This window comes from Vibrio cionasavignyae, assembly GCF_050337155.1.
Lineage (GTDB): Bacteria > Pseudomonadota > Gammaproteobacteria > Enterobacterales > Vibrionaceae > Vibrio > Vibrio nomapromontoriensis.
This window is the reverse complement of the sequence record NZ_JAKJSR010000023.1, coordinates 93457-115106: the sequence shown is the minus strand read 5'-3', so window position 1 is coordinate 115106 and position 21650 is coordinate 93457. Positions and strand designations below refer to the sequence as shown.

General features: G+C 44.2%; 19 protein-coding genes. 6 read left to right on the top strand and 13 right to left on the bottom strand.

Going from position 1 to position 21650, the window contains the following annotated elements:
• Window positions 1–68 precede the first annotated feature (68 nt).
• The 4 genes from L4D74_RS18575 (at window position 69) to L4D74_RS18560 (ending at window position 4780) form a co-directional block, all read left to right on the top strand.
• Complete coding sequence (locus tag L4D74_RS18575; protein ID WP_265675133.1) at window positions 69–1622, top strand: ABC transporter substrate-binding protein; 1554 nt, start codon at window positions 69–71, stop codon at window positions 1620–1622.
• 148 nt (window positions 1623–1770) lie between these two features.
• The gene (locus tag L4D74_RS18570; protein WP_265675134.1) at window positions 1771–2748 is read left to right on the top strand and encodes an ABC transporter permease; all 978 of its coding nucleotides are present in this window, start codon (window positions 1771–1773) and stop codon (window positions 2746–2748) included.
• A gap of 2 nt (window positions 2749–2750) precedes the next feature.
• A complete protein-coding gene (locus tag L4D74_RS18565) occupies window positions 2751–3695 on the top strand; it encodes an ABC transporter permease (RefSeq protein ID WP_265675135.1) in 945 nt (314 codons plus the stop codon).
• 125 nt (window positions 3696–3820) lie between these two features.
• Complete coding sequence (locus L4D74_RS18560; RefSeq protein ID WP_428753901.1) at window positions 3821–4780, top strand: SPOR domain-containing protein; 960 nt, start codon at window positions 3821–3823, stop codon at window positions 4778–4780.
• Window positions 4781–4811: 31 nt separating this feature from the next.
• Here the strand turns inward: L4D74_RS18560 and L4D74_RS18555 are convergent, their stop codons facing one another.
• From L4D74_RS18555 to L4D74_RS18545, 3 genes are all read right to left on the bottom strand, one after another.
• Complete coding sequence (locus tag L4D74_RS18555; RefSeq protein ID WP_428753926.1) at window positions 4812–5795, bottom strand: acyltransferase; 984 nt, start codon at window positions 5793–5795, stop codon at window positions 4812–4814.
• A 191-nt stretch (window positions 5796–5986) separates the two neighbouring features.
• On the bottom strand, window positions 5987–7465 hold the full coding sequence (locus tag L4D74_RS18550; RefSeq protein ID WP_428753899.1) for a chitinase: 1479 nt from the start codon (window positions 7463–7465) through the stop codon (window positions 5987–5989).
• 281 nt (window positions 7466–7746) lie between these two features.
• A complete protein-coding gene (locus tag L4D74_RS18545; protein WP_428753898.1) occupies window positions 7747–8256 on the bottom strand; it encodes a gluconokinase in 510 nt (169 codons plus the stop codon).
• Between the two features lie 210 nt (window positions 8257–8466).
• Here L4D74_RS18545 and ascF point away from each other — a divergent pair, with 210 nt between their 5' ends.
• Window positions 8467–9945: a PTS cellobiose/arbutin/salicin transporter subunit IIBC gene (gene ascF / locus L4D74_RS18540; protein ID WP_428753897.1), complete on the top strand. Its 1479-nt coding sequence runs from the start codon at window positions 8467–8469 to the stop codon at window positions 9943–9945.
• 80 nt (window positions 9946–10025) lie between these two features.
• Window positions 10026–11456: a 6-phospho-beta-glucosidase gene (ascB, locus tag L4D74_RS18535; RefSeq protein ID WP_428753895.1), complete on the top strand. Its 1431-nt coding sequence runs from the start codon at window positions 10026–10028 to the stop codon at window positions 11454–11456.
• A gap of 96 nt (window positions 11457–11552) precedes the next feature.
• Here ascB and L4D74_RS18530 read toward each other — a convergent pair whose 3' ends face one another.
• From L4D74_RS18530 to L4D74_RS18485, 10 genes are all read right to left on the bottom strand, one after another.
• Window positions 11553–12224, bottom strand: coding sequence for an NADPH-dependent F420 reductase (locus L4D74_RS18530; protein WP_428753893.1), 672 nt, complete (start codon window positions 12222–12224; stop codon window positions 11553–11555).
• A gap of 299 nt (window positions 12225–12523) precedes the next feature.
• Window positions 12524–12853, bottom strand: coding sequence for a hypothetical protein (locus L4D74_RS18525; protein WP_428753892.1), 330 nt, complete (start codon window positions 12851–12853; stop codon window positions 12524–12526).
• A 40-nt stretch (window positions 12854–12893) separates the two neighbouring features.
• Complete coding sequence (locus L4D74_RS18520; protein WP_428753890.1) at window positions 12894–13634, bottom strand: SDR family NAD(P)-dependent oxidoreductase; 741 nt, start codon at window positions 13632–13634, stop codon at window positions 12894–12896.
• Window positions 13635–13668: 34 nt separating this feature from the next.
• Complete coding sequence (locus tag L4D74_RS18515) at window positions 13669–14439, bottom strand: SDR family NAD(P)-dependent oxidoreductase (RefSeq protein WP_428753888.1); 771 nt, start codon at window positions 14437–14439, stop codon at window positions 13669–13671.
• 2 nt (window positions 14440–14441) lie between these two features.
• A complete protein-coding gene (locus L4D74_RS18510) occupies window positions 14442–15536 on the bottom strand; it encodes an oxidoreductase (protein WP_428753886.1) in 1095 nt (364 codons plus the stop codon).
• Window positions 15537–15554: 18 nt separating this feature from the next.
• Entirely contained in the window at window positions 15555–16643 is a 1089-nt protein-coding gene (locus L4D74_RS18505; protein ID WP_428753885.1) for an AfsA-related hotdog domain-containing protein, read from the bottom strand.
• A gap of 11 nt (window positions 16644–16654) precedes the next feature.
• Window positions 16655–18496 (bottom strand): asparagine synthase (glutamine-hydrolyzing), encoded by a 1842-nt coding sequence (asnB, locus tag L4D74_RS18500; RefSeq protein ID WP_428753883.1) that lies wholly within the window; start codon window positions 18494–18496, stop codon window positions 16655–16657.
• Window positions 18497–18535: 39 nt separating this feature from the next.
• Window positions 18536–19549, bottom strand: a complete 1014-nt coding sequence (locus L4D74_RS18495; RefSeq protein ID WP_428753882.1) for a 3-oxoacyl-ACP synthase III family protein — start codon at window positions 19547–19549, stop codon at window positions 18536–18538.
• 1 nt (window position 19550) lies between these two features.
• Window positions 19551–19790: a hypothetical protein gene (locus L4D74_RS18490; protein WP_428753881.1), complete on the bottom strand. Its 240-nt coding sequence runs from the start codon at window positions 19788–19790 to the stop codon at window positions 19551–19553.
• A 105-nt stretch (window positions 19791–19895) separates the two neighbouring features.
• Window positions 19896–21428 carry an MFS transporter gene (locus L4D74_RS18485; RefSeq protein WP_428753880.1) on the bottom strand — a complete coding sequence of 511 codons (1533 nt, stop codon included), beginning with the start codon at window positions 21426–21428 and terminating at the stop codon, window positions 19896–19898.
• Window positions 21429–21650 lie beyond the last annotated feature (222 nt).

Genomic DNA, 21650 nt, shown 5'->3' with positions numbered 1-21650 from the left:
GACTTGATAACAGAAGCAAACACAACAATTACGGGATCCGGATCCCCGCATGAAGGAGTTATGCAAATATGAGAACCATGAAAAGCAAACTAGCAGTGGCGCTAATGGCCGCAGGCCTAAGCTTTAATACCCTAGCAGCAGACATCAAGGTTGGTTACGCTGCTGACCCAGTTTCACTAGACCCGCATGAGCAATTGTCTGGTGGTACACTGCAAATGTCACACATGGTGTTTGACCCACTGGTTCGTTTTACTCAAGAAATGGACTTTGAACCTCGCCTAGCGGAAAGCTGGGAACGTGTTAACGACACAACGGTTCGTTTCAATCTTCGTAAAGGTGTTAAATTCCACTCAGGCAATGCATTGACGGCTGATGACGTGGTTTGGACGTTCGATCGTCTACAAAATTCACCAGATTTCAAAGCAATCTTCGACCCATATGAAAAAATCGTTAAGGTTGACGACTACACATTCGATCTAGTGACAAAAGGTCCTTACCCACTCGTACTGCAAACAGCAACGTATATTTTCCCAATGGATAGCAAGTTCTATTCAGGTAAAACGGAAGATGGTAAAGATAAATCTGAGCTCGTGAAGCACGGTAACTCTTTTGCTTCTACACATGTATCAGGTACAGGTCCATTTGTTGTTACGGCACGTGAGCAAGGCGTTAAAGTTGATTTCGAACGTTTTGCTGATTACTGGGATACCGAAACGAAAGGTAACGTTGATAAGCTAACATTGGTGCCAATCAAAGAAGATGCAACACGTGTTGCTGCACTTCTTTCTGGTGGTGTTGACATGATTCACCCGGTTGCGCCAAATGATCACAAACGTGTGGCATCGGCTGACGGTATCGATCTAGTGACGCTTCCTGGTACTCGTATCATCACGTTCCAAATGAACCAAAACAGCAACGAAGCATTGAAAGATGTGCGCGTTCGTCAGGCGATTGTGCACGCAATCAACAACGAAGGCATCGTTAAGAAAATCATGAAAGGCTTCGCAACAGCGGCTGGTCAACAAAGCCCTGCAGGTTATGTGGGTCATGATGATGCGCTAGTTCCACGTTATGACGTGAAAAAAGCGAAACAGCTAATGAAAGAAGCGGGCTACGAAGACGGCTTTACACTTTCTATGATGGCGCCAAACAACCGTTACGTGAATGACGCTAAAGTGGCGCAAGCGGCGGCGGCGATGTTGTCTAAGATTGGCATCAAAGTTGATCTGAAAACATTGCCAAAAGCACAATACTGGCCTGAATTTGATCTGTGTTCAGCTGACATGATGATGATCGGTTGGCACTCAGATACAGAAGATTCTGCGAACTTCAATGAGTTCTTAACAATGACTCGTAACGAAGAGACAGGTCGTGGTCAATATAACTGTGGTCATTACTCAAACCCAGAAATGGATGCCGTGGTTGAAGCTGCAAACGTAGAGACTGACCCAGCTAAGCGTGCTGAAATGCTAAAAGGTGTTGAAGCAACGCTGTATAACGACGCAGCATTTGTTCCTCTTCACTGGCAAAGTGAAGCGTGGGGCGCGAAGTCTAACGTGAAAGCAGCAGACATCGTAAACCCAATGGTTATGCCTTACTTTGGCGACCTAGTGGTTGAATAATCTCGTTTAGTACACGTTGATAAGAGGGGAAAGCCTTCCCCTCTTTGTTCGCTTTATACTGCTTAGTTTTATTTCAGTCGGACTAAGTGGATTTTAAGACTGAATAAGTTCTCGTCACAGAGACATATGGATAGTTAAGGGGCAAGGGATGTTTTCGTTTCTGGTCAAGCGCCTGTTTCAGGCACTGATAGTGATGTTTGTGATCAGTTTGGTGGCATTTGCCATTCAGGATAACCTGGGTGATCCGCTGCGTGAGCTTGTAGGTCAGTCGGTTTCGGAAGCAGAGCGTCAAGCACTGCGTGATGAGTTAGGCCTCAACGATCCTTTCGTTACAAAATACACACGTTTCATTGGTGCTGCACTGCAAGGTGATCTCGGCACATCATACTTTTTCAAACGTCCTGCTGTAGATGTCATTCTTGACAAGCTGGTGGCGACTCTCGAACTGGTGTTCGGCGCGACGTTAATCATTATCTGCCTATCAATACCATTAGGCGTCTATTCAGCAATACACCCTAAAAGCTTCTTCACAAAGCTCGTGATGGCAGGGAGTAGTATTGGTATTTCTATCCCGGTTTTCCTAACCGCGATTATGCTGATGTACGTTTTCTCCATTGAATTAGGCTGGTTACCTTCATTTGGTCGAGGTGAAACCGCTAACGTTCTTGGATGGCAGTCCGGCTTCTTTACGATTGATGGCATTAAGCACTTGGTACTGCCATGTGTCGCACTGGCGTCGATTATGTTGCCGCTATTTATTCGTCTAGTACGCTCTGAAATGCTGGAAGTACTGAGCTCAGAATACATTAAGTTTGCTAAAGCTAAAGGCTTACCTTTACGTAAGATCTATTACCAACATGCTCTGAAAAACACCATGTTACCAGTGTTGACGGTTGGTGGTGTTCAAATTGGTACCATGGTGGCGTACACCATTTTGACTGAGACTGTGTTCCAGTGGCCAGGCACAGGTTTTCTTTTCCTAGAAGCCATCAACCGTGTGGATACTCCGCTGATCACAGCATACGTTATCTTTGTTGGTCTGATCTTCGTGGTGACTAACACCATCGTCGATCTTCTGTATGGATTAATTAACCCAACTGTCAACCTAACTGGAAAAGGAGCGTAGTCATGAGCCAAGCAAATGTAGCAACAGTTCCTTCCGCTTGGGAACGTTTTAAGCAATCAGATTTCTTGTACTACTTTAAGCGCGATAAAGTCGCGATGACGAGTTTTACTATTTTTATGTTTTTCTTGGTGATGGCGTTAGCCGCGCCACTTATCGCACCGGCTGACCCTTATGATCTCAGTTCGATTGATATTATGGATTCAGAGCTTCCTCCGTCTTGGATGGAAGATGGCGATTCGAATTTCGTCTTAGGTACGGATGACCAAGGTCGTGATATTTTATCGACCATCCTTTATGGTTCACGCCTTTCGTTGACGATTGGTTTCCTTGCGGTAGGTCTACAACTATTTTTAGGTATTATCATTGGCTTGTCCGCGGGTTACTTTGGTGGTCGTGTTGATAGCTTCTTGATGCGTTTTGCCGATGTGCAGTTGTCGTTTTCGACCATGATGGTGGCGATCATTGTATCGGCGATATTCAAGGCCAGTTTTGGTACGGAGTTTTATAGCCAGTACGCGGTGACGATGCTGGTGGTGATCATCGGGGTGGCCGAATGGCCGCAATATGCTCGGACTATTCGTGCCTCAGTATTGGCCGAGAAAAAGAAAGAGTATGTAGAAGCAGCGCGAGTCATGGGCTTTAAAGCACCTAAAATCATGTTCCGTCATATTTTGCCAAATTGTCTGTCTCCAATCCTAGTGATCTCGACGGTACAAATTGCCAACGCCATTATGTCGGAAGCTGCATTGTCGTTCTTAGGTCTAGGTTTGCCAGTTGATCAACCATCACTAGGTTCATTAATCAGCATCGGCTTTAACTACATCTTCTCCGGTTCGTGGTGGATTACGGTTTTCCCTGGCATTGTGTTGATTACACTAGTATTGGTGGTCAACCTATTAGGTGACTGGTTAAGAGACGTATTTAACCCGAAAATCTACAAAGGGTGATCTAGAGAGATTGATTTTTAATCCCAATCCTCACTACACTAAGAGTCGCACATAAGTGCGGCTCTTTTTATTAGTGCCACTTATGGAAACTAGCCAGTCTTATCTAGAGTGTTCTGAGGATGTATATGAGCTCTTTAAATGGTGTTAAGGGATCACATTGCCTATCGGTAAGCGCAATCATGAGTACCTTGTTATTTGTTGTTAGTACCTTTTCAGCGCCTGTCGCTGCGACTGGCGTGTTGTGTGACGCATCTCAGCCTTCTTCTTCCCAATTACCAATACTTAGCCAGGATTGTCCAATAGGTGAGGGAATTTGGAGTCAGACGGTGCCGGAAACGGCGACATCCGTGTATTGGATTCAGTGTGGCATATTGGATGACCCCATGTCATTGAATACGGCTAGAGTCTTGTATAGTGAGATTTCAACGGATGTGTGGATGAAGCCTGAGGGCGAGATTCAGCGGTGTCTCATTGGTCCTTATTATGATGTCGACTTGTTAAAGAAAGAACTGTCGAACATTAAATCAATCAAGGGATACCAAGATGCCTTTATTCGTCAGGTCGGCCCTTCAAAGCCGCAAGCTACTCACGCTGCGAGTGAACCTAAAAAGTACCCTAAATCGACACCAAAACCGCCAATGAAAGCGATGGCTAAGCCTATTGCACAGGTGATAGGTTCGCCCACCGTAAAACAGGCTAAGAGTGTCAATAAGGTGAAACCGATTCAGCCTCTAGCCAAGTCTGTATCACCATCTTTATCAGTACGGCGACAAACCCAGCTTGGCAGCCAGCGCTATGTTGTGCCTTATTTAGCGGGCAGTCAGCACCAGTTTTATATGGAACATGATAAAGCGTGGAATCGAATGGATTACAGCGCAGCCATTAAAGTATGTGGTGATCTTAATATGCATTTAGTCACCGCAAGTGAGTGGCAAAAGCTACTTAATGCGAAAGTGATGCAGAAGAATCTGTGGCCAATGCAGATGCCATATTGGGGGGATGGTCAGAAGGGGCTATTTACCAATGGCAAGGTATCACCACTAAAAAGTAATACTTTGCTCAATGTCATTTGTGTGGGTAAATAGGGCGCTTGTAGCTGCGCCCGTATAGCAATGATTAAGGTAGTAGCCAGCGAGTTTTCGTGCTGCGAGACAATAGCCAGCTCGTGAACAACGCACAACTGCCACTGATGATAACCCAGAGTGGAATCATCACGATGGGGTGACCTTGATACAGGGCGAGTTCATTCATCGGCCATAAAAACAAAGGATGAAGGATATAGATCCCTAAGCTATGCTGGCTGACAACGCTAATCACTTTTTTAAATGACTCATTGATCTTGTCGGCATAGGCTTTTGCCAGAACAAAAATCATGCTGGCTGCGAGAATGGTATTGGTCGTTTTGTACGAGAACCAACGCCCAACCGAGTAACGGTCTGCGGCAATACTATTTTCAATCACCATGTAAGTCCCCAATGCCATTCCGCCTAAGCCAAGAATAAGCGCGATCACCACCGTGGTGTTATTGATCGGCAGCTTTTGGAATAAGATGTAGCCTAACGGTAACAGCCCCATATAGAGCCAAAACTGCTCGCTCCAAGGTCCATCAATTCGCATTAAAAACAATAAAGTGGTGAGTAACCACACACCAGTCAGCGCATACAGAGCGCTATCGTTGTAGCGGCGTACAAAAATTTGTAAAAACGGGATCGCAGCGTAGAGCGGTATAAAGTAGTAAAAAAAACCTAGGTGGTAGTAGGTGGAATGATGGTAACTCTCAGCCAGCACATCTTTCACTGTCGCCGCATCAAACCCGGCAATCGTCCAGCCGGATAAATACGCATAAAACAGCGACCAAGCAAGAAACGGGACTAATACCTTCCCCAACCTTCTGGAAAGATAGTATTTCAAATCAAATGGACGTTGGTCATTGAGCATCAATGCACCCGTGATCAAAATAAACACCGGTACCGCCCAGCGACTGAATCCATTGAAGGTAATCGCCGTGATCCACTCTCCCATAGGGATTTGCCCAAGTTCGTGGCGATAGGGACCCAATGCGTGAATGATAATGACCGCAAGCGCGGCAACGCATCGCATTACATCAAAGAAAAAGATGTGTTTTTTATCCACGGGCTAACACTCCTTATAGTATAAGTAAAAACTATAATAGATATAAGCGGATGCAGATAGAGGTGTTTGATAATAATTGAGTGACTCTTTTTAGCATGCCGAAAACACACAAGGCCTAAGGGAAATGAGCAGTGTAAAAACACTGCTCGAACAACAGCCTAAGGACAGGCTACTTCATCCCAAAACCAGTTGGATTGTGTCGGGGTTTCCCATACGCCTGGAGCGTTTTTAGCCGTGAAACATTTCCCATTATGGATGACAGTCTCACCCACATTTACTTTGGTGATTCCTGCTTCCCAGGTGATGACGCCGACTGGCGTGTCTCCGGAGTTACCACCAGTGCCGCCATCATTTCCTCCTCCGGTACCGCCGCCAGTGCCACCATCAACAATGCGAACTTCAGGCCAGTTGGCGTGTGAGCCAAAGAAGTTGGTGACACATTTTTCATAGTCACCAGGAACCAGTGCCGAGTAGGCGGTTTGATAGCCGACGAGGTTACACTCAAAGGATACGCCACCAGGACGGTCTGCATGGTATTTCCAGCTTGCTTCCCAGTTGGTGTACAGCACATCAGTGGCACCATTGAGATTCAGGCTACCGTAAGGGGTTTGCTGCCAGCAGGTATTGGTTTCATCGGCTTCAATTGGAATTTGGTAGTGAGCAGATAGCCCTTCCCAATAGCGAATACGATTAACGGGTTGTCCTTTGTCTTTGTTTTGTGCACCACATTCTATACCGCCATTAATGATGTTAATGGTGGTACCAAAACCATAGCCAATACCCGCGTCAACTTCACGTTGAGAAGGTGTCCATGTACGATCAATAACATGTAGCATTGCCGGTTTTGGTGCTTGAGGGGTTAAGAAAAACCAAATAGCGGAGGCAAGGTTGAGCCATGAGTCAGCCACTAAAGCGGGATTATTTAATAGGACCGTCGCATCACCGTCGTACATTACTTCAGAAAATGCCCCGTAATTGAAGTGATACGAGAGCTGCTTAGCGCCTCGACCAAAGTAGCCTTGGTTTGGTGAGCACGGCCAGCGCTTGTTTTGCCAATCATTTTGTCCACAGCCTGTGGTGTAACCGGGCTGTCCTTCCGACCAACCCATTTCACGTACATGGACTAATGCTTGCTGCCATTCTTCCAATGCGAGTGGGTTATCCCAAGTATTATCAATGGCAATGTGGCCGCCCGTTTCTTGAGAGAAGTGTGCAAACGCGGTCACAATAGATCGCTTACAAATGGCATCGGCATTACGTCCATCGGTGTAATCACCACAGAAAGCAGGAAACTTACCAATAGCTTGTAAGAAGCGTTGATAGGTATATTCCGGTGCTGCCATTTGGGTTAAAAAATCCCACTCACTACGAGGGAAAACACGTTCTGCTCTTTTTACGTTGCTTGGGTTACCCGCAGCTCCAGCATCAATGAGGTCGACGACACTATTAGGCGCCGTGGCTAATGCATTCGCCCACACGGTATACATAGGGTCGGACGTTTGTGCCTGTTCGCTGGCTATCACTTCAGAGCGCAGCAATACGTATCCGGTTGGGTTTTGCGGATCGGGTTGGGGGTTAACTGCCAAAGTGGGGGCGCTGATGATACTGAGCAGGCAGAGCCCAAGAGTCGGTTTCATTGTAGAGTTCCTTTTTTTTGATTAGTTAGAGGTCGCTACTTAGATGCTCATCCTGCATTCTTTTTATTTAGTAGCGAAAAAAACTATAGAAAAAGGGTGGAATGAGTACGAGTCGAACGTGAGAAACGAATAGTAACTATTGTCGTGATGCGAGGCACCTCTGATCCTATGTGAGGATTGAGCAGTGATGTTGCTTAGAAATATGACCGAGAGCGAAATAAAAAACCGATATGAGGTCGGCTTTTTATCGGGCAGTGAAGTGAATTTTTTCTACTTCTTGTCTATTGAAGATCCAAAAGCGCCGCGACTGAGCGCTCGACGATGTCACAGACAGAGCCGTCAATATTGATTGTCAGGGTTTGTGGTTCACTCTCTGGACGTTCAAGAATATCAAATTGGCTGCTAATCATATTTTCTTTCATAAAGTGACCGTCCCTTTGGCGCATTCTTTGCAAAATCAGCTCCTGATGACCATCTAAAAACAAAAATGTGACATTATGATTGTCGCCACGAATGATCTCTCGATAGGATTGTTTGAGTGCCGAGCAGACAATGACCGCATGTTCATTGTTTTGTTCCAGACTATAGGCCGCATCATGAATTCGCTCTAGCCAGGGAGCTCGGTCTTCGTCTGTTAATGGGCAGCCTTGTGACATTTTTTCAATGTTACTTTTAGGGTGAAGATCATCACCATCAATAAATTTTCGGTTTAGCCGTTCAGCCAATTGAGCGCCCACAGTACTTTTACCACATGCAGTGACTCCCATGACAATAATGCTACTTCCTTTCATCTAATCTCCTCTACAGAAACCTGCGCGCTCTCTCATTTTTTGAAATCGCTTATAAATTAATGTTTATCTTATAAATGTTATGGGTAACATGTTACTGGTAACGTCGAGAAATGTGAAGTCACATATAAAACAGCATGGAATGAAGAGTAAGTGAATCGTGATTGGGCACGCGCTTGCTGTCACTGGAATGAATGTCTTTAGGGGATAAAAATGGCCAATAATTACCGAGCAATCGCAAAATCGGTTGTTGAACACTTAGGGGGAAAGGACAACGTTTCCGCCTTAACACACTGTATGACTCGATTACGATTTGTTGTACATCATTCTGAAAGCGTGGATATCGAAAGCTTAAAAACACTGAAAGGTGTCATGGGGGTGGTAGATAATGGCGACAAAGTACAGGTTATTATTGGTAATGAAGTGTCTTATGCCTACCAAGAGATCATGGCTATCTGCAATATGGCTGCTGACAGTGGGGCAGCAGTGCCAGTCAAAAAAGAGAAGCTAACTGCGAAGTCTGTGGGTGCGAAAATGTTGGATGCCCTCGTGGGCACGATGTCTCCACTGATTCCGGCGATCATTGGTGGTTCGATGGTGAAACTGCTGGCAATGGTGCTGCAAATGACAGGTTGGATGGAGCCAAACGCGCCAACACTGATCATTTTAAACGCCATTGGTGATGGGGCGTTCTTCTTCCTACCAGTGATGGTCGCGGCATCTGCCTCGGTTAAATTTAAAACTAATATGTCGCTGTCTATTGCCATCGCGGGTGTGCTTATTCATCCAAACTTTATGGCACTGATGGAGCAAGCTGCTCAGGGTCAGCATGTTGATTTCTTTGGCATACCTATTACGTCAGTGAAATACACCTATACGGTGATTCCTGTACTGGTGATGACTTGGGTGCTTTCTTATATCGAGCGTTGGGTGGATAGTATTACACCTGCGGTAACGAAGAACTTCCTAAAACCAATGTTAATTGTCTTAATTTCCGCACCAATTGCAATTGTTCTGATTGGTCCATTTGGTATTTGGGTTGGTACGGCTCTATCTGCACTGGTTTACACGATTTACAATACATTAGGTTGGTTGTCGGTTGCGATTATGGGGGCACTTTGGCCGCTATTAGTGCTCACTGGCATGCACCGAGTTTTCACCCCAACCATCATTCAAACTATTGCAGAAACAGGCCGAGAGGGCATGGTTATGCCATCTGAAATTGGTGCCAATATTGGCATGGGTGGAGCGTGTCTAGCCGTTGCCTACAAAACGAAAAACAGCGCACTAAAGCAAACGTCACTCGCAGCAGGTGCGTCCGCTATTTTTGCCGGCATTTCAGAGCCTGCGCTTTACGGGGTACTCGTTCGCCTTAAACGTCCACTTATCGCAACCATGATTACAGGCTTCATCGTTGGCGGTCTAGCTGGAATGGCGGGGATTGCTAGTCACTCTATGGCGGCGCCAAGTCTCTTTACTAGCGTGCAGTTTTTTGATGTTAATGATCCCATGAGTATTGTCTGGGTCTTTGGTCTGATTGCGTTGTCGATCGTTCTTTCATTCGTGCTCACACTGATGTTGGGGTTTGAAGATATTCCAGAAGATGACAGCGATTACAATTCAGTATCGCTACAAGAAGAGTCGGAAAAAGACGCTAAAGGTAAAGTCACCACAGCACCAGTCACCGCTTAAGTCGCGCGTACCGTGTTGTTAGGCAATTTACTATTCAAGTCACCGAGGGTATCGGTGACTTTTACTGTTTAGAGGGCGTTATGTCAGAGATACAATTTCCCCACGACTTTCTGTGGGGTGGTGCAATTGCTGCCAATCAATCAGAAGGTGCTCATCGAGCGGGCGGAAAAGGATTAACCACGGTTGATATGATCCCATACGGCGAAAACCGTATGCCAATAAAACTGGGTCAAGTTGAACAGGTTGAGTTGAGCGAAGAGGAATTTTACCCTAGCCACAATGCGATCGACTTTTATCATCGCTATAAAGAAGACATTGCACTGCTTGCTGAAATGGGCTTTAAAGTGTTCCGTATGTCGATTGCATGGAGCCGAATCTACCCTAAGGGTGATGAATTAGAGCCAAATCAGGCTGGGCTGGACTTTTATCGCGGTGTATTTGAAGAGTGTAAAAAATATGGCATTGAGCCGCTAGTCACGCTATGTCACTTTGATGTGCCTATGCACTTGGTTAACGAATATGGCTCGTGGCGAAGCCGTAAAATGATCGAGTTCTTTAGTCGCTATGCTCGTACTTGCTTTGAGCAATACAAAGGTTTGGTTAAGTACTGGCTCACTTTCAATGAAATTAATATCCTTCTCGCCAGTCCATTTTCTGGTGCAGGACTACTGTTTCAAGAGGGTGAAAATCATGACCAAGTGAAATACCAAGCGGCTCACCATGAGTTAGTGGCGAGTGCGCTAGTTACCAAGATTGCGCACGAAGTGGATCCGCAAAACCAAGTAGGTTGTATGCTGGCTGGTGGTAATTTCTACCCTTACTCTTGTAAGCCTGAAGATGTATTGACGGCCATGGAGAAAGATCGCGAAAATCTATTTTTTATTGATGTTCAGTCACGTGGTTATTATCCATCCTATGCTCAGAAAGTCTTCGATCAAAAAGGCGTCGTTCTTGAGACGGAAGAGGAAGACTTTGAAATTTTAGCCAATACTGTCGACTTCATTTCGTTTAGCTACTACGCCTCTCGCTGTGCTTCTGCTGATATGAATGAAGGCAATACCAGCGCTGCGAATGTCGTTAAGTCGATTAAAAATCCGCATCTGCCAGCAAGTGACTGGGGCTGGGTTATCGATCCTACGGGGTTACGTATCACCATGAACACGCTATACGACCGCTATCAAAAGCCACTGTTTTTGGTTGAGAATGGTTTAGGGGCAAAAGATAGCCTAGATGAGAATGGTGAGATTAATGACGATTACCGTATCGATTATCTGCGAAAACACATCAAGGCGATGCATGATGCAATGACGGATGGCGTACCTTTGATGGGCTTTACGCCTTGGGGGTGTATTGATCTTGTTGCCGCTTCAACCGGTGAAATGACCAAACGTTACGGGTTTATCTACGTTGATCGCGATAATCTTGGCGGCGGCACATTAAACCGCATACCGAAAAAATCCTTCTATTGGTATAAAAAAGTGATTGCGACTAATGGTTGCGATCTCGCTTAGTTCTTCTTTCTAGTAGACTAACGAAATTAAATAAAAATGGCTTAAGTTTCCACTTAAGCCATTATAAGCATTTAGTTCCACTGACTTGAGTTCTAATTATACAAAACGGTGATGAAGCCAATAACCATCAGCCACAACGGTATCTCTTGTCGTCGTTTTTAGTATCCTTTCAAGCTTCTCTTTGGGCGCAGCAACGCAATATGCTGGTCTAAAGCGTTCAAATCGCCAACTATCAGACAACTTACCGCCATCGACAGAATCAAAACCAAGTTTATCGATTAATTCAGTAACCATCTTTTTCGCTTTTTGGTCATTTGATGCAATAGGAATAGCGCGACGATCCTTTGCGCCTTCTGGGCGTGCATCTCGGCGTAAATCTTCAACGGTAATCGAATTAAATGCTTTAACAACCGTTGAGTCGGCTAAATAGCTAGCCACAAGTTCACTGGTTGTCATTCTCAAGTTATTTAACTCGGTGATGTAACCATCTCTATGTGGAAAGTAGTTCAGCAAATCCAGTACAACCTTTCCTTTCAACTGTTCCTTAGGAAGTTTGTTGAAAGAATAAAGCGGCACTGCAATGACAATAACATCGCCAAACTCTGCAACTTGCCGCGCCGTTCCGGCCTCGCAGCCTAGTCTATTAGCAGCAACCGTTAGTGTTTCCGGCCCTCTAGAGTTGCTTAACATGACAGATAGTCCACCATCTAAAGCGTGTTTTGCAAGAGCCTGTGCCATAGCTCCTGCACCGATAAAGCCTATTTTCATATTATCTCTCTTTCAGGGTTATAGGTTTTATGAGTTTTAAAATGCTAAATCTCACGTTGGATAAAACTAATATTTCACAGTGAATTAAAAAGCAAGCAATAGACAATATATTGTTTCTTCATCGGACGAACAGTTTTAAGGAAATGCCTATTGATAGACGGAAGTTAACCATAAATAAATGAGAAAACACATGTCGAAACAAGTCATCTAAAGCTTGCCAAATATTAATATTCACCTCAAAACAAGGAGAGTATAAACTCTACGTAACTCCATTGATAAGAAATGAAATATATCGTCTGTTACGCCACTTGAGCATCTATTTTTAGTTCTTCTTGTAACTTATCTATTATAAAATCATGCATTGCTCCTAGGGTTGAAAAGGGAGATTCTTCGATTCCCAGATCACGTTCATTGGCCAACCTTAATTTAAAACCAAATTGTGAGTGAATTTGTTTTTCAACGTCTGCGATGATAGTTATCAGACTAAGTGAATCGAGTTGTCCATCCTGAGTATAGAGAACCGTATCACTACCTTTAGACAGATCTACGGGTTCATCTAAGAATAGACTTTGTTCTTCAATTGCTTCAATCAATAAATCTAGAATTTCTTTATTCATCATATTATCCATAATAAAATTCAATTCACTAAACCGTATTGTAAGAATGACTTCAAAACGAATTTAGTAGAGTTCTAACCTCAATGAATTCACCATTCTTTAGGTGCTTACATTTTTGTTCTTGTACGATTTTATATATATCTTCAGCACGCTTCCCTGCAGATACTACATACCCAGGAATTTGAAAGCGTTGTTTTAAACGCACATGGTCTGGAAACAAACTCACATTCGGATGGTTAACGATGTTGTGAGATAAATGAGTGTCGACATTACACATACCTAGCACTGCAAAAAACACATCTGGATACTCTTGAGCATAGACACCACTCAGTGCTTCTAAAGCAGCCTTAGACATACTATAAGCTAACATTCCAGCTCGATATCGACGGCCCGCAATGGACGCTGAAACAACAACCAATGCAGGTTTATGTTTCATATTCAACAGCACATCTAAAAGCAATTTGTTCGCAATTGCATTGATGTTCATGACAGTCACTACGTCGTTTAACGAAGTGTTACTAGCATACTCTGGTGAATTACCCGTTGCGCCAGCATTTAAGTAGAGCGTGTCAAACTCTGCGTTTTCTAATGCTGCGAAATTGCTATCAATAACCTCGTTTAGCTGAGTTAGACAGCCGAAGTCTGCTTGGATTAAAACAAAGTTGTCGTGTCCTGCTATCTGCTCAGGGCAATGGCGAGCCATTCCAATTACAGTATCGCCTTTTTGGAGATGCAGAGTCGCTAACGCAAGTCCAATACCATCACTTACACCGCTAATAAATACACTTGCCATGTCCTTAAGCCTTTTCCTTCCTTGCCACTATTTCTTAGAATTTCCCAGCAATGAATCCACCATCAACGGACAACAGCGAGCCTGTGGTATAGGAAGCGTCATCACTCAGCAAGAAGTTAATAGACGCTGTCACTTCTTCAGGCTCTGCAAAACGGCGTAGCGCTGTATTACGATATTTTTCTGCCGTCGCTTCAGGGTTTGCTCGTAGGCGTTCTTCAGTATTCATCCCACCCATTGTCGGCCCAGGGCAAACTGCATTTACACGGACAAGTTTCTTACCTTCTTTAGGTACGCCACACTCAATTGCTGCGATTTGTGTGAGTATATTCAACGCGGCTTTGCTGACTGAATAAGCACTTTGTCGTGGCTGACCTAAAATACCACCGCATGACGAAACGTTTACGATTGAACCACCATTGCCTTTTTGCATTAACTGAATTTGACGCGACATAAAGTGTAGTGGACCAACCAAGTTGATATTCAGAACGCGTGTCCATTCTTGTAAATCTAACTCACTGACTGATGCTCGCTTAGTGGTGATACCTGCGTTATTGACGGCTAAATCCAAACGACCATGTTCTTTTTCAATCAATTCAAACAACGCGTTTACAGCCTTTTCGTCTGTCACATCTAATTGGACATAGCGAGATTGAGCCCCCAGTTTTTCTTGAGCCAACAGCCCATCTTTTTTATTTCGACCTGTAAAGTAGACAAATGCACCTTCGTTCACCAATTTCTTGGCCACATTAAAGCCAATACCACGTGTTCCACCTGAAACTACAGCGACTTTATTTTCATATTGCATTACTAAATTCCCATATATTTATTTTGAATGTGTTGTGGTCGTAAATAGTCTGGATTTACGCAACAATAAACTCTATCTGCTAGAGGTTCTTTCTTATCTCTCAAGCAGTAAGAATCCCATTGACAGTGATTAATCTCTTTCACTTGCCCTGCTAGTGCTTTATTAACAAATTGATGATCCGCTACAATCGAGCGTCCGAATCCAACAAAGTCGGCATCTCCACTAGCAATGATCTCTTCGGCTATTTCCAAGTTTCCGATATTGGCAGAAAAGCCGATCGGAATGTTGGTATGCTGTTTCAAAAATCGGCTCGCTCGGCGACAGGATTCCAGCGTGTATTCTGGGTTTCCAAGAAACTTCCCGAATGTTTCTGCCACGCCGTTAGCGCAGGTCACCGCATCCGCCCCCGCTCGTTCGATTGCTACTATCACATCGCCGAGTTGTTCTACCTCAAGCCCTTCTGAACCCAGGCCATCATCAACTTGTAAGCGCACGAAGATCACAAGGTCTTCTTGGATAACTGCTTTCACTCGCTTTAGTACTTCGAGTAGCAGTCGCGCGCGATTCATTGCGCATCCACCCCACTTGTCGGTTCTTTTATTTGACTTAGGTGATAAAAAGCTGCTCAACAAATAACCATTCGCCGCATGGACTTGCAGAGCTGGCGCTCCCACACTCAACGCCAATCTGGCGGCTTGTTCAAAGTGCTCGATGTATGAGGCTATTTGTGCTTCGCTTAGTAACGTTGCATCCCCGGAGCCATAATGTTGTAACTGCGCAGATAGTAGAAAATGCCGATCATTTGCAGCTTCAAAAATAGGTTGAAGGTCTAACGCATGCTGCTCCGAAACTAGCTTCTGGCTTCTGTCTGTATATTGCGAAGATGCATCGACCGACGCGTTACCCAAAAAGCCGAAGCCACAGCCTCCATCCATGATTGATTCATAGACATCAAAAAACTCCTGCAGAGGTCTGCCTTCGTGGTCGCAAAGATCAAACCCCACAGAAGAAAAGTACATACGGTTTGTAGTTTTACCGTGTTTGCCAAGTTTCAGAGGCTTCAGCAAATTGGGGTACTTAGAATGATAAATCGTCATACATGTTTACCTTGTTTGCTAAAGTTTTTTGAGAAAACTGCGTTTGATAATTTCTTTGAGCGTTTCTATTTCCTCATAACTCACATTGTTAAATAACCAGCTCACGTGGCTTTGTTCGTCGCGCTCATGCTGCAATTTGGCTGTGAAGTGAAGTTTATTGTCATAGATTAAGTTCAAATAGACGCTGTCTTCGTTGTCGAACGAAATAGCACTGGTTTTGCATCCGGAAAGACCGATGTCCTGCAAATCAACAAGCGCTTGCTTCCCGCAACCACTGCTAAGAAGTGCTGTAATCGGTGCAATCGATAATGGTGAGAATCGCTCTTCTTCGCCAAATAAGTTGACGTTACGCGCCATCTTAAAACGTTTTAAAGAGATGACAGGAGCCAAAGAGTTAATACGCGCGATTAATATGCCTTTTTGGTAGAAAGAAGCGCTATAAAGTACTTCTTTCGGTTTTTGGGTGTCACCTAGAGTGAGATCATCAACAACAATCTCTATGGGGTACATGAGTTCTGCGTAATTGTAAAACTTCGCATTGAGCTCGTTAAGACTTACCGTGACTTGTCCAAGTTGTTGCTGAGAAAAGCTATATAATTGGTAATAGATAGTTTGTCTTGCCGCCTCAAGTAACATGATTCCCGGTACATGTTCATGAGGTTTTCGATAAAAGAAGTAATGATCGCCTCGGTTCACAAACTGAAAACTGTGCGAATGACGAGCTACCTTGTGATGCGTAAGAAATGCTGACACGTTTTCATCATTTATATCGATTCGTTCGGCAGTATCCTGAGGTAGACCCGCTCTAATCGATTCGACAATTTGAGCCGGGACGCCACGCATAGGGTCATTCGCTGAAAGCGCAATCACTTCATCAAAGCTAACACCTGCACCGCCTGACATAGTTTTTGGCAGTCTCAGAACATATTCGTTGTTTGCCAATGGTTCATACAAACTGTTCAGCATAACTATTGCAGGGTCAGTAGCTATGTTCTCCTGAGACGAAGTAAATCGAACAGGCAGCAACTTTCTTGGATCACTAAGCAAGACATCATCTGCTTTGTGTTTATGCATCAATTTTGGCGAAATAGGCGGTATAACTGACATTTCTAACTTCCTTATACTTTCGTGGTTACATCGTATTTTTCAAGCCAACGATTCATCCATAGAGCCATCTCTATCCCTCCACGATTATATGGCTGGCTTATTTCACTCACTCCACGATCAATCAGCAGTTTTGCCTTTTTGGAATCAATAAAGTCTCTTGCTGGTGAACTGGTATCATCCATCAAACCCGCAAGTTCATCACGAAGCCCTTGTTCGTAGGAGCGATCTTGCGTTGCCGGATACGGTGTTTTCACTCGGTGTACGATACTGTCTGGCAGTAAAGGGGCTGTTGCTGCACGCAACAAGCTCTTCTCTCGTCCATCGTAGGTTTTCATAGACCAAGGAGTATTGAAGACGTAGTCGACCAATCGATGGTCACAGAAAGGTACGCGCACCTCTAAACCTACTGCCATGCTCATACGGTCATTTCTATCAAGTAAGGTGGGTAAGAAGCGAGTAAGTGCTAGGTAAGAGACTTGTCTCAAACGTCTTTCGTTTTCAGCTTCGCCTGCAAGTACAGGCACCTCAGCCAAGGCTTCTTGATAGCGCTTATCTCGATATTCATCGCGGTTTAATGAGTGAACAAAGTCTTTATTAAGAAGTTGAATACCACCAAAGTAACGAGACGAACCTGCTGTTAACCAAGGGAAGGTATTGGCCGAAATTGCCGCAGGGTTTCTAAACCATTGGTACCCGCCAAAAACCTCATCAGCAGCTTCGCCAGAGAGCGCAACTGTCGAATGTTTTTTGATCCCTTGGAACAGCAAATACAAAGACGGCCACATATCTCCCCAGTAGGCAGGCGGAGCATCAACACCGTGTAAAACAAGATTACGTACGGAGTTCTCTAGCATCTGGTTGCTGTTTAGAAGAAGCTCGGTATGTGCAGTGCCAACGTGTTTGGCCAGCATTCGCGCAAAAGGCGCATCCGGAGCACCTCGGACACCGTCTGCCGAAAAATTATCCATGTTGTGGGTGAAATCTACTGAGAAAGAAGGGAATTGCCTTTTTTTCGCATGCCTTACCGCTAAAGCGGTAATCGCAGAGGAGTCTAATCCTCCAGATAACAATGAGCAGATAGGAACGTCAGAAATCATTTGTCTTTTAACAGTGTCTGACAAAATTTCTCTAACTGTCGCTATCGTTAGATCTAGCGAATCATGGTGTTCTCTTGCACTCAGCTTCCAGTAGGCTTGTTTTTTCAAACCTTGGCGGTTGAATGTAAGAATATGACCGGGGCGCACTTCATACATACCGTCATAAGGCGATAACTCAGGCGTTTTTACCATATCTAAGATTTCACAAAAGCCAGTGTTTGATACCTGAGCGTAGACATAAGGGTTTTCAAATAAGGCTTTTGGCTCAGAGCCAAACACAATACCTGTGTCGGTTTGATAGTAGTATAGCGGTTTAACCCCTAGACGGTCCCGAATGAGAGTAAGTTGCTGTCGATGAACATCCCAAATAGCGATGGCAAACATACCGTTGAGGTGTTCAGCCACACGCTCCTTCCAGTGTAAATAACCTTTTAGTAATACCTCCGTATCACTGTTTGTTTCGAAGGTATAGCCGTAACCCACGAGCTGTGAGCGCAACTCTCTGAAGTTGAAGATTTGACCATTAAATGCAACAACGGAAGGTTGCCCTTCCACGTTTTGAGCTAGCATTGGTTGAACGCCGTGTTCAACGTCAATAATGGACAAACGTCTATGACCTAACGCTGCATAGCTGTCACACCATGTTCCTCTCGCATCTGGTCCTCGATGAGATAAGGAGTCCGTCATTCGATCGACAATTTGAGTTCGCTCTGGAAAGTGTCGTTGAAAATCAATCCATCCAGTAATACCGCACATTATTTTCTTCCTTATAAATCTAACTATCTGGGATAAATACTACGTAACTGCGTCAACTTCTACTGGTGCTATTAATGCCGTATCGGATAGATTTACGTGCATCGCATTCCATGCCAACCCGACACCAAACCCACAAAGTACGATATCGTTTCGCTCATTCAGGTTTGCTCTTCGCGTAAGAAGTAATGGAATTGACGTAGAGTTAGTGTTTCCAATTCCGTTTACATCAATAGGAACTTTGCATGTTTCTACTTCAAGGAGGCTGATCAAGTAGTTCAACAAGAATTCATTGGGTTGGTGCAGAGCAAAGAGATCGACGTTGTCTTTTTTGATGCCCACTTGGTCGAGGAGCGCATTCACCACTTCTGGCACACGCTTGAGCGCAAAGCTCATCACTGCAGCACCATCCATTTCTAAGGTGGCTATAGAAGCCGTGCTTTGTGCGCCCTTTTCGTAGTTGATTTTCACACCCAGCATGTCTGCTCCGGAGCCATCAGTACCATTGATGAAATTGACAGTTTCCGTACCACTACCGATCAAGGTTGCAGACGCTGCATCACCAAACAACATGCGTACTTGATAGTTCGTATCATCAACTAGACGCGTGTTGACATCTCCAGTACATAGCAGTACTTTTTTGAATGCACCAGATGAGATAAGAGACGCTGCTTGAATCATGCCGTTTACATACCCCGCACAGCCATCGTTGACCGTTGCGACAAAACATCCTGGCTTCAAACTAAGCTTATGGTGAACGGCAAAGGCAGTTCCTGGGCTCCAACTATCGGGCGTTTGAGTAACGACTATAAGGCCGTCAATGTCGTCAGAGGTAACATTCACATTGTTCAACAATTGCTGAGCGGCGGCGGTTATCAGCGCTTCGGTTGACAAACCATCTGCAGTGCGAATAGCGCTGATCCCAGTTCCTCTCGCCACACGTGCAGCATTTTTCTCGCCATACATGGCTGAAAAATCTTCCTTGCCAATAGTGTTTACAGGGAGCGCTGCTGTTATCGCTTCAATGCGAATACCTGAAATCGCTTTGAATTCCATCTTATTTGTCTTTTGAGTTATTTATTAAAGAAATGAAATCATTTACGGTTGCGAGTTTCGACACATCATCCATGGACAACTGTGCGCCAGTGTATTTTGTAACTAAAGCAGCAGCCGATAGCATGGCGAAAGAGTCCCAATGGGCGCTTCCAGTTAACTCCGTGTTAGTTTGCACTTCTTCACTTGTAACATCCAAAATGATTGATATTTCTTCTTTTAAGTTTTCAAAACTCAATTTCATTACCAAATTCCCTGTTTTTAAGGTGCAAGTAACCCATTGCTGTGCTGTACACAGCAATGTTTTGCAGTTACTTATTAATTAAATTAGTTAGATAACGTAGAGGGGTTACTCTGTAGCCACACTCACAGATTGATCATCATCTTCAGATTGATTTTTATTCTCGCAAGTTAATGCGGATGCGATACACAAAATAAATGCGGATATTGCGCCGTAGAGAACCACCCAGCTAAAGCCATATGTCAAAATTTCACTCGCTGCTTGTGTAGTGATACCGAGCGATTCAGCCGCAGCGATGTTGCCTGATGCCAATGCATCTGCAATAGGCATAATTTCTGTGTCACTGATATTCAGAATACCTTTCAAGCTCTCAAAGACTCCGTTTACCAAAATGTATCCCATGATTGCAATATTGACGGCCAATGAGATCATCCGAGCACTAAACTCCATACCCGAAGCCATGCCTGCTCTTTCTGGTGGGAGTGAACCCGTTGCAGTGTTTGTTACTGGCGTGTTCGTCAAACCAAGACCAATACCCGCTATGACACAACCCGGTAGTAACGTCATCCACGATGTTCCTTGCAATCCAATCGCGAACCAAATTGAAGCAAAACCGGCAGAAATAGTGAGCAAACCTAGGGGAATAACAAACCCTGGCCCTTTGTTTTGAAGCATGCGTTCAGCATAGGGAGGTACGACAATAGTAGGAACAGTTAATGCTAGTACCGTTAAGCCCGATACCACGCCGCTATAACCCAGTACAGATTGGAGATAAATTGGGAAATAAATTACGAATGGCCAAAAGCTAAAGTTCATTCCACTCGCACCAAATAATGCACCAGAGAAATTGCGAACTTTAAATGCTGAGAAGTCAAACATTGGACGCTCTACTTTGTTTTCAATAATAATAAACAAAATAAAGCTCAAAATACTGCCAGAAAGAATTGCCAAGCCTGCATTACTTGTAATGCTGGTTTCATGACTTTGAATAATAAGGTAGACCAAACCAAATACTGACAACGACAAGGTGATCATTCCACCGAAGTCCATCTTAACAGCGTTAGGGTCAGAAGATTCAGTGACGCCTTTTTTCGCCAAGATCATAGTAACTAACGAAATAAGAACATGAATGAGGAATACCCATTCCCAGCTGGCAAGTTCAAGGATGATGCCACCTACAATAGGACCAAAACCCAAACCAAGACCAAATATAATGCCCCAGGTAGCAAACGCTGCACCTCGCTCTGGTCCATTTGGGAACTGATTAGAAAGCACCGCAACCTGACAAGACAGCATCGCTGCTGCACTCAGGCCTTGTAAAAAACGGGCAGTGATAAGTACCGGCGCACTTGTTGCAATACCACAAAGCAATGATGCAATAGCAAAAACAAAGATACCTGCAATAAAAATGCGTTTACGACCGTATCGATCCGCAAATGCCCCCATAGCAACTAAAACTGAACACATTGCAATGGTGTAAGCATTCATGATCCACTGGAGTTGCTGAAAGTCTGCAGGTAGTAGGTCTTTCAACGTCGGTAATATAGAAGGGATACTGGTTATTTCTAACCCCAGCATGACTGCAGATAAACACACAGCAGCCAATGCTATTTTATTTTTAGCTGATATAGCGGAAAACATTTTACACTCCATTTCAATCCTCAAAGTAGCGTAGAGAATCGTTGTAACTTGCAAGAGCACCAACCGTGGTTGCTCTCATTAAGGGAGTAAAATGTAGCAGTTTATTGACATTATCTAAATAAATGTTCCAATATTTCAGTCATAACAAAACGTAATTATTGTTTTAAATACAAAGCCTTACATTTCTGTTTTAAAAGTTTAAAAAACAAGATGTAACTCGGA

Coding starts and splice junctions, on each gene's coding strand:
- L4D74_RS18575 (WP_265675133.1), top strand. CDS start 69: ATGAGAACCATGAAAAGCAAACTAGCAGTGGCGCTAATGGCCGCAGGC.
- L4D74_RS18570 (WP_265675134.1), top strand. CDS start 1,771: ATGTTTTCGTTTCTGGTCAAGCGCCTGTTTCAGGCACTGATAGTGATG.
- L4D74_RS18565 (WP_265675135.1), top strand. CDS start 2,751: ATGAGCCAAGCAAATGTAGCAACAGTTCCTTCCGCTTGGGAACGTTTT.
- L4D74_RS18560 (WP_428753901.1), top strand. CDS start 3,821: ATGAGCTCTTTAAATGGTGTTAAGGGATCACATTGCCTATCGGTAAGC.
- L4D74_RS18555 (WP_428753926.1), bottom strand. CDS start 5,795: ATGCGATGCGTTGCCGCGCTTGCGGTCATTATCATTCACGCATTGGGT.
- L4D74_RS18550 (WP_428753899.1), bottom strand. CDS start 7,465: ATGAAACCGACTCTTGGGCTCTGCCTGCTCAGTATCATCAGCGCCCCC.
- L4D74_RS18545 (WP_428753898.1), bottom strand. CDS start 8,256: ATGAAAGGAAGTAGCATTATTGTCATGGGAGTCACTGCATGTGGTAAA.
- ascF (WP_428753897.1), top strand. CDS start 8,467: ATGGCCAATAATTACCGAGCAATCGCAAAATCGGTTGTTGAACACTTA.
- ascB (WP_428753895.1), top strand. CDS start 10,026: ATGTCAGAGATACAATTTCCCCACGACTTTCTGTGGGGTGGTGCAATT.
- L4D74_RS18530 (WP_428753893.1), bottom strand. CDS start 12,224: ATGAAAATAGGCTTTATCGGTGCAGGAGCTATGGCACAGGCTCTTGCA.
- L4D74_RS18525 (WP_428753892.1), bottom strand. CDS start 12,853: ATGGATAATATGATGAATAAAGAAATTCTAGATTTATTGATTGAAGCA.
- L4D74_RS18520 (WP_428753890.1), bottom strand. CDS start 13,634: ATGGCAAGTGTATTTATTAGCGGTGTAAGTGATGGTATTGGACTTGCG.
- L4D74_RS18515 (WP_428753888.1), bottom strand. CDS start 14,439: ATGCAATATGAAAATAAAGTCGCTGTAGTTTCAGGTGGAACACGTGGT.
- L4D74_RS18510 (WP_428753886.1), bottom strand. CDS start 15,536: ATGACGATTTATCATTCTAAGTACCCCAATTTGCTGAAGCCTCTGAAA.
- L4D74_RS18505 (WP_428753885.1), bottom strand. CDS start 16,643: ATGTCAGTTATACCGCCTATTTCGCCAAAATTGATGCATAAACACAAA.
- asnB (WP_428753883.1), bottom strand. CDS start 18,496: ATGTGCGGTATTACTGGATGGATTGATTTTCAACGACACTTTCCAGAG.
- L4D74_RS18495 (WP_428753882.1), bottom strand. CDS start 19,549: ATGGAATTCAAAGCGATTTCAGGTATTCGCATTGAAGCGATAACAGCA.
- L4D74_RS18490 (WP_428753881.1), bottom strand. CDS start 19,790: ATGAAATTGAGTTTTGAAAACTTAAAAGAAGAAATATCAATCATTTTG.
- L4D74_RS18485 (WP_428753880.1), bottom strand. CDS start 21,428: ATGTTTTCCGCTATATCAGCTAAAAATAAAATAGCATTGGCTGCTGTG.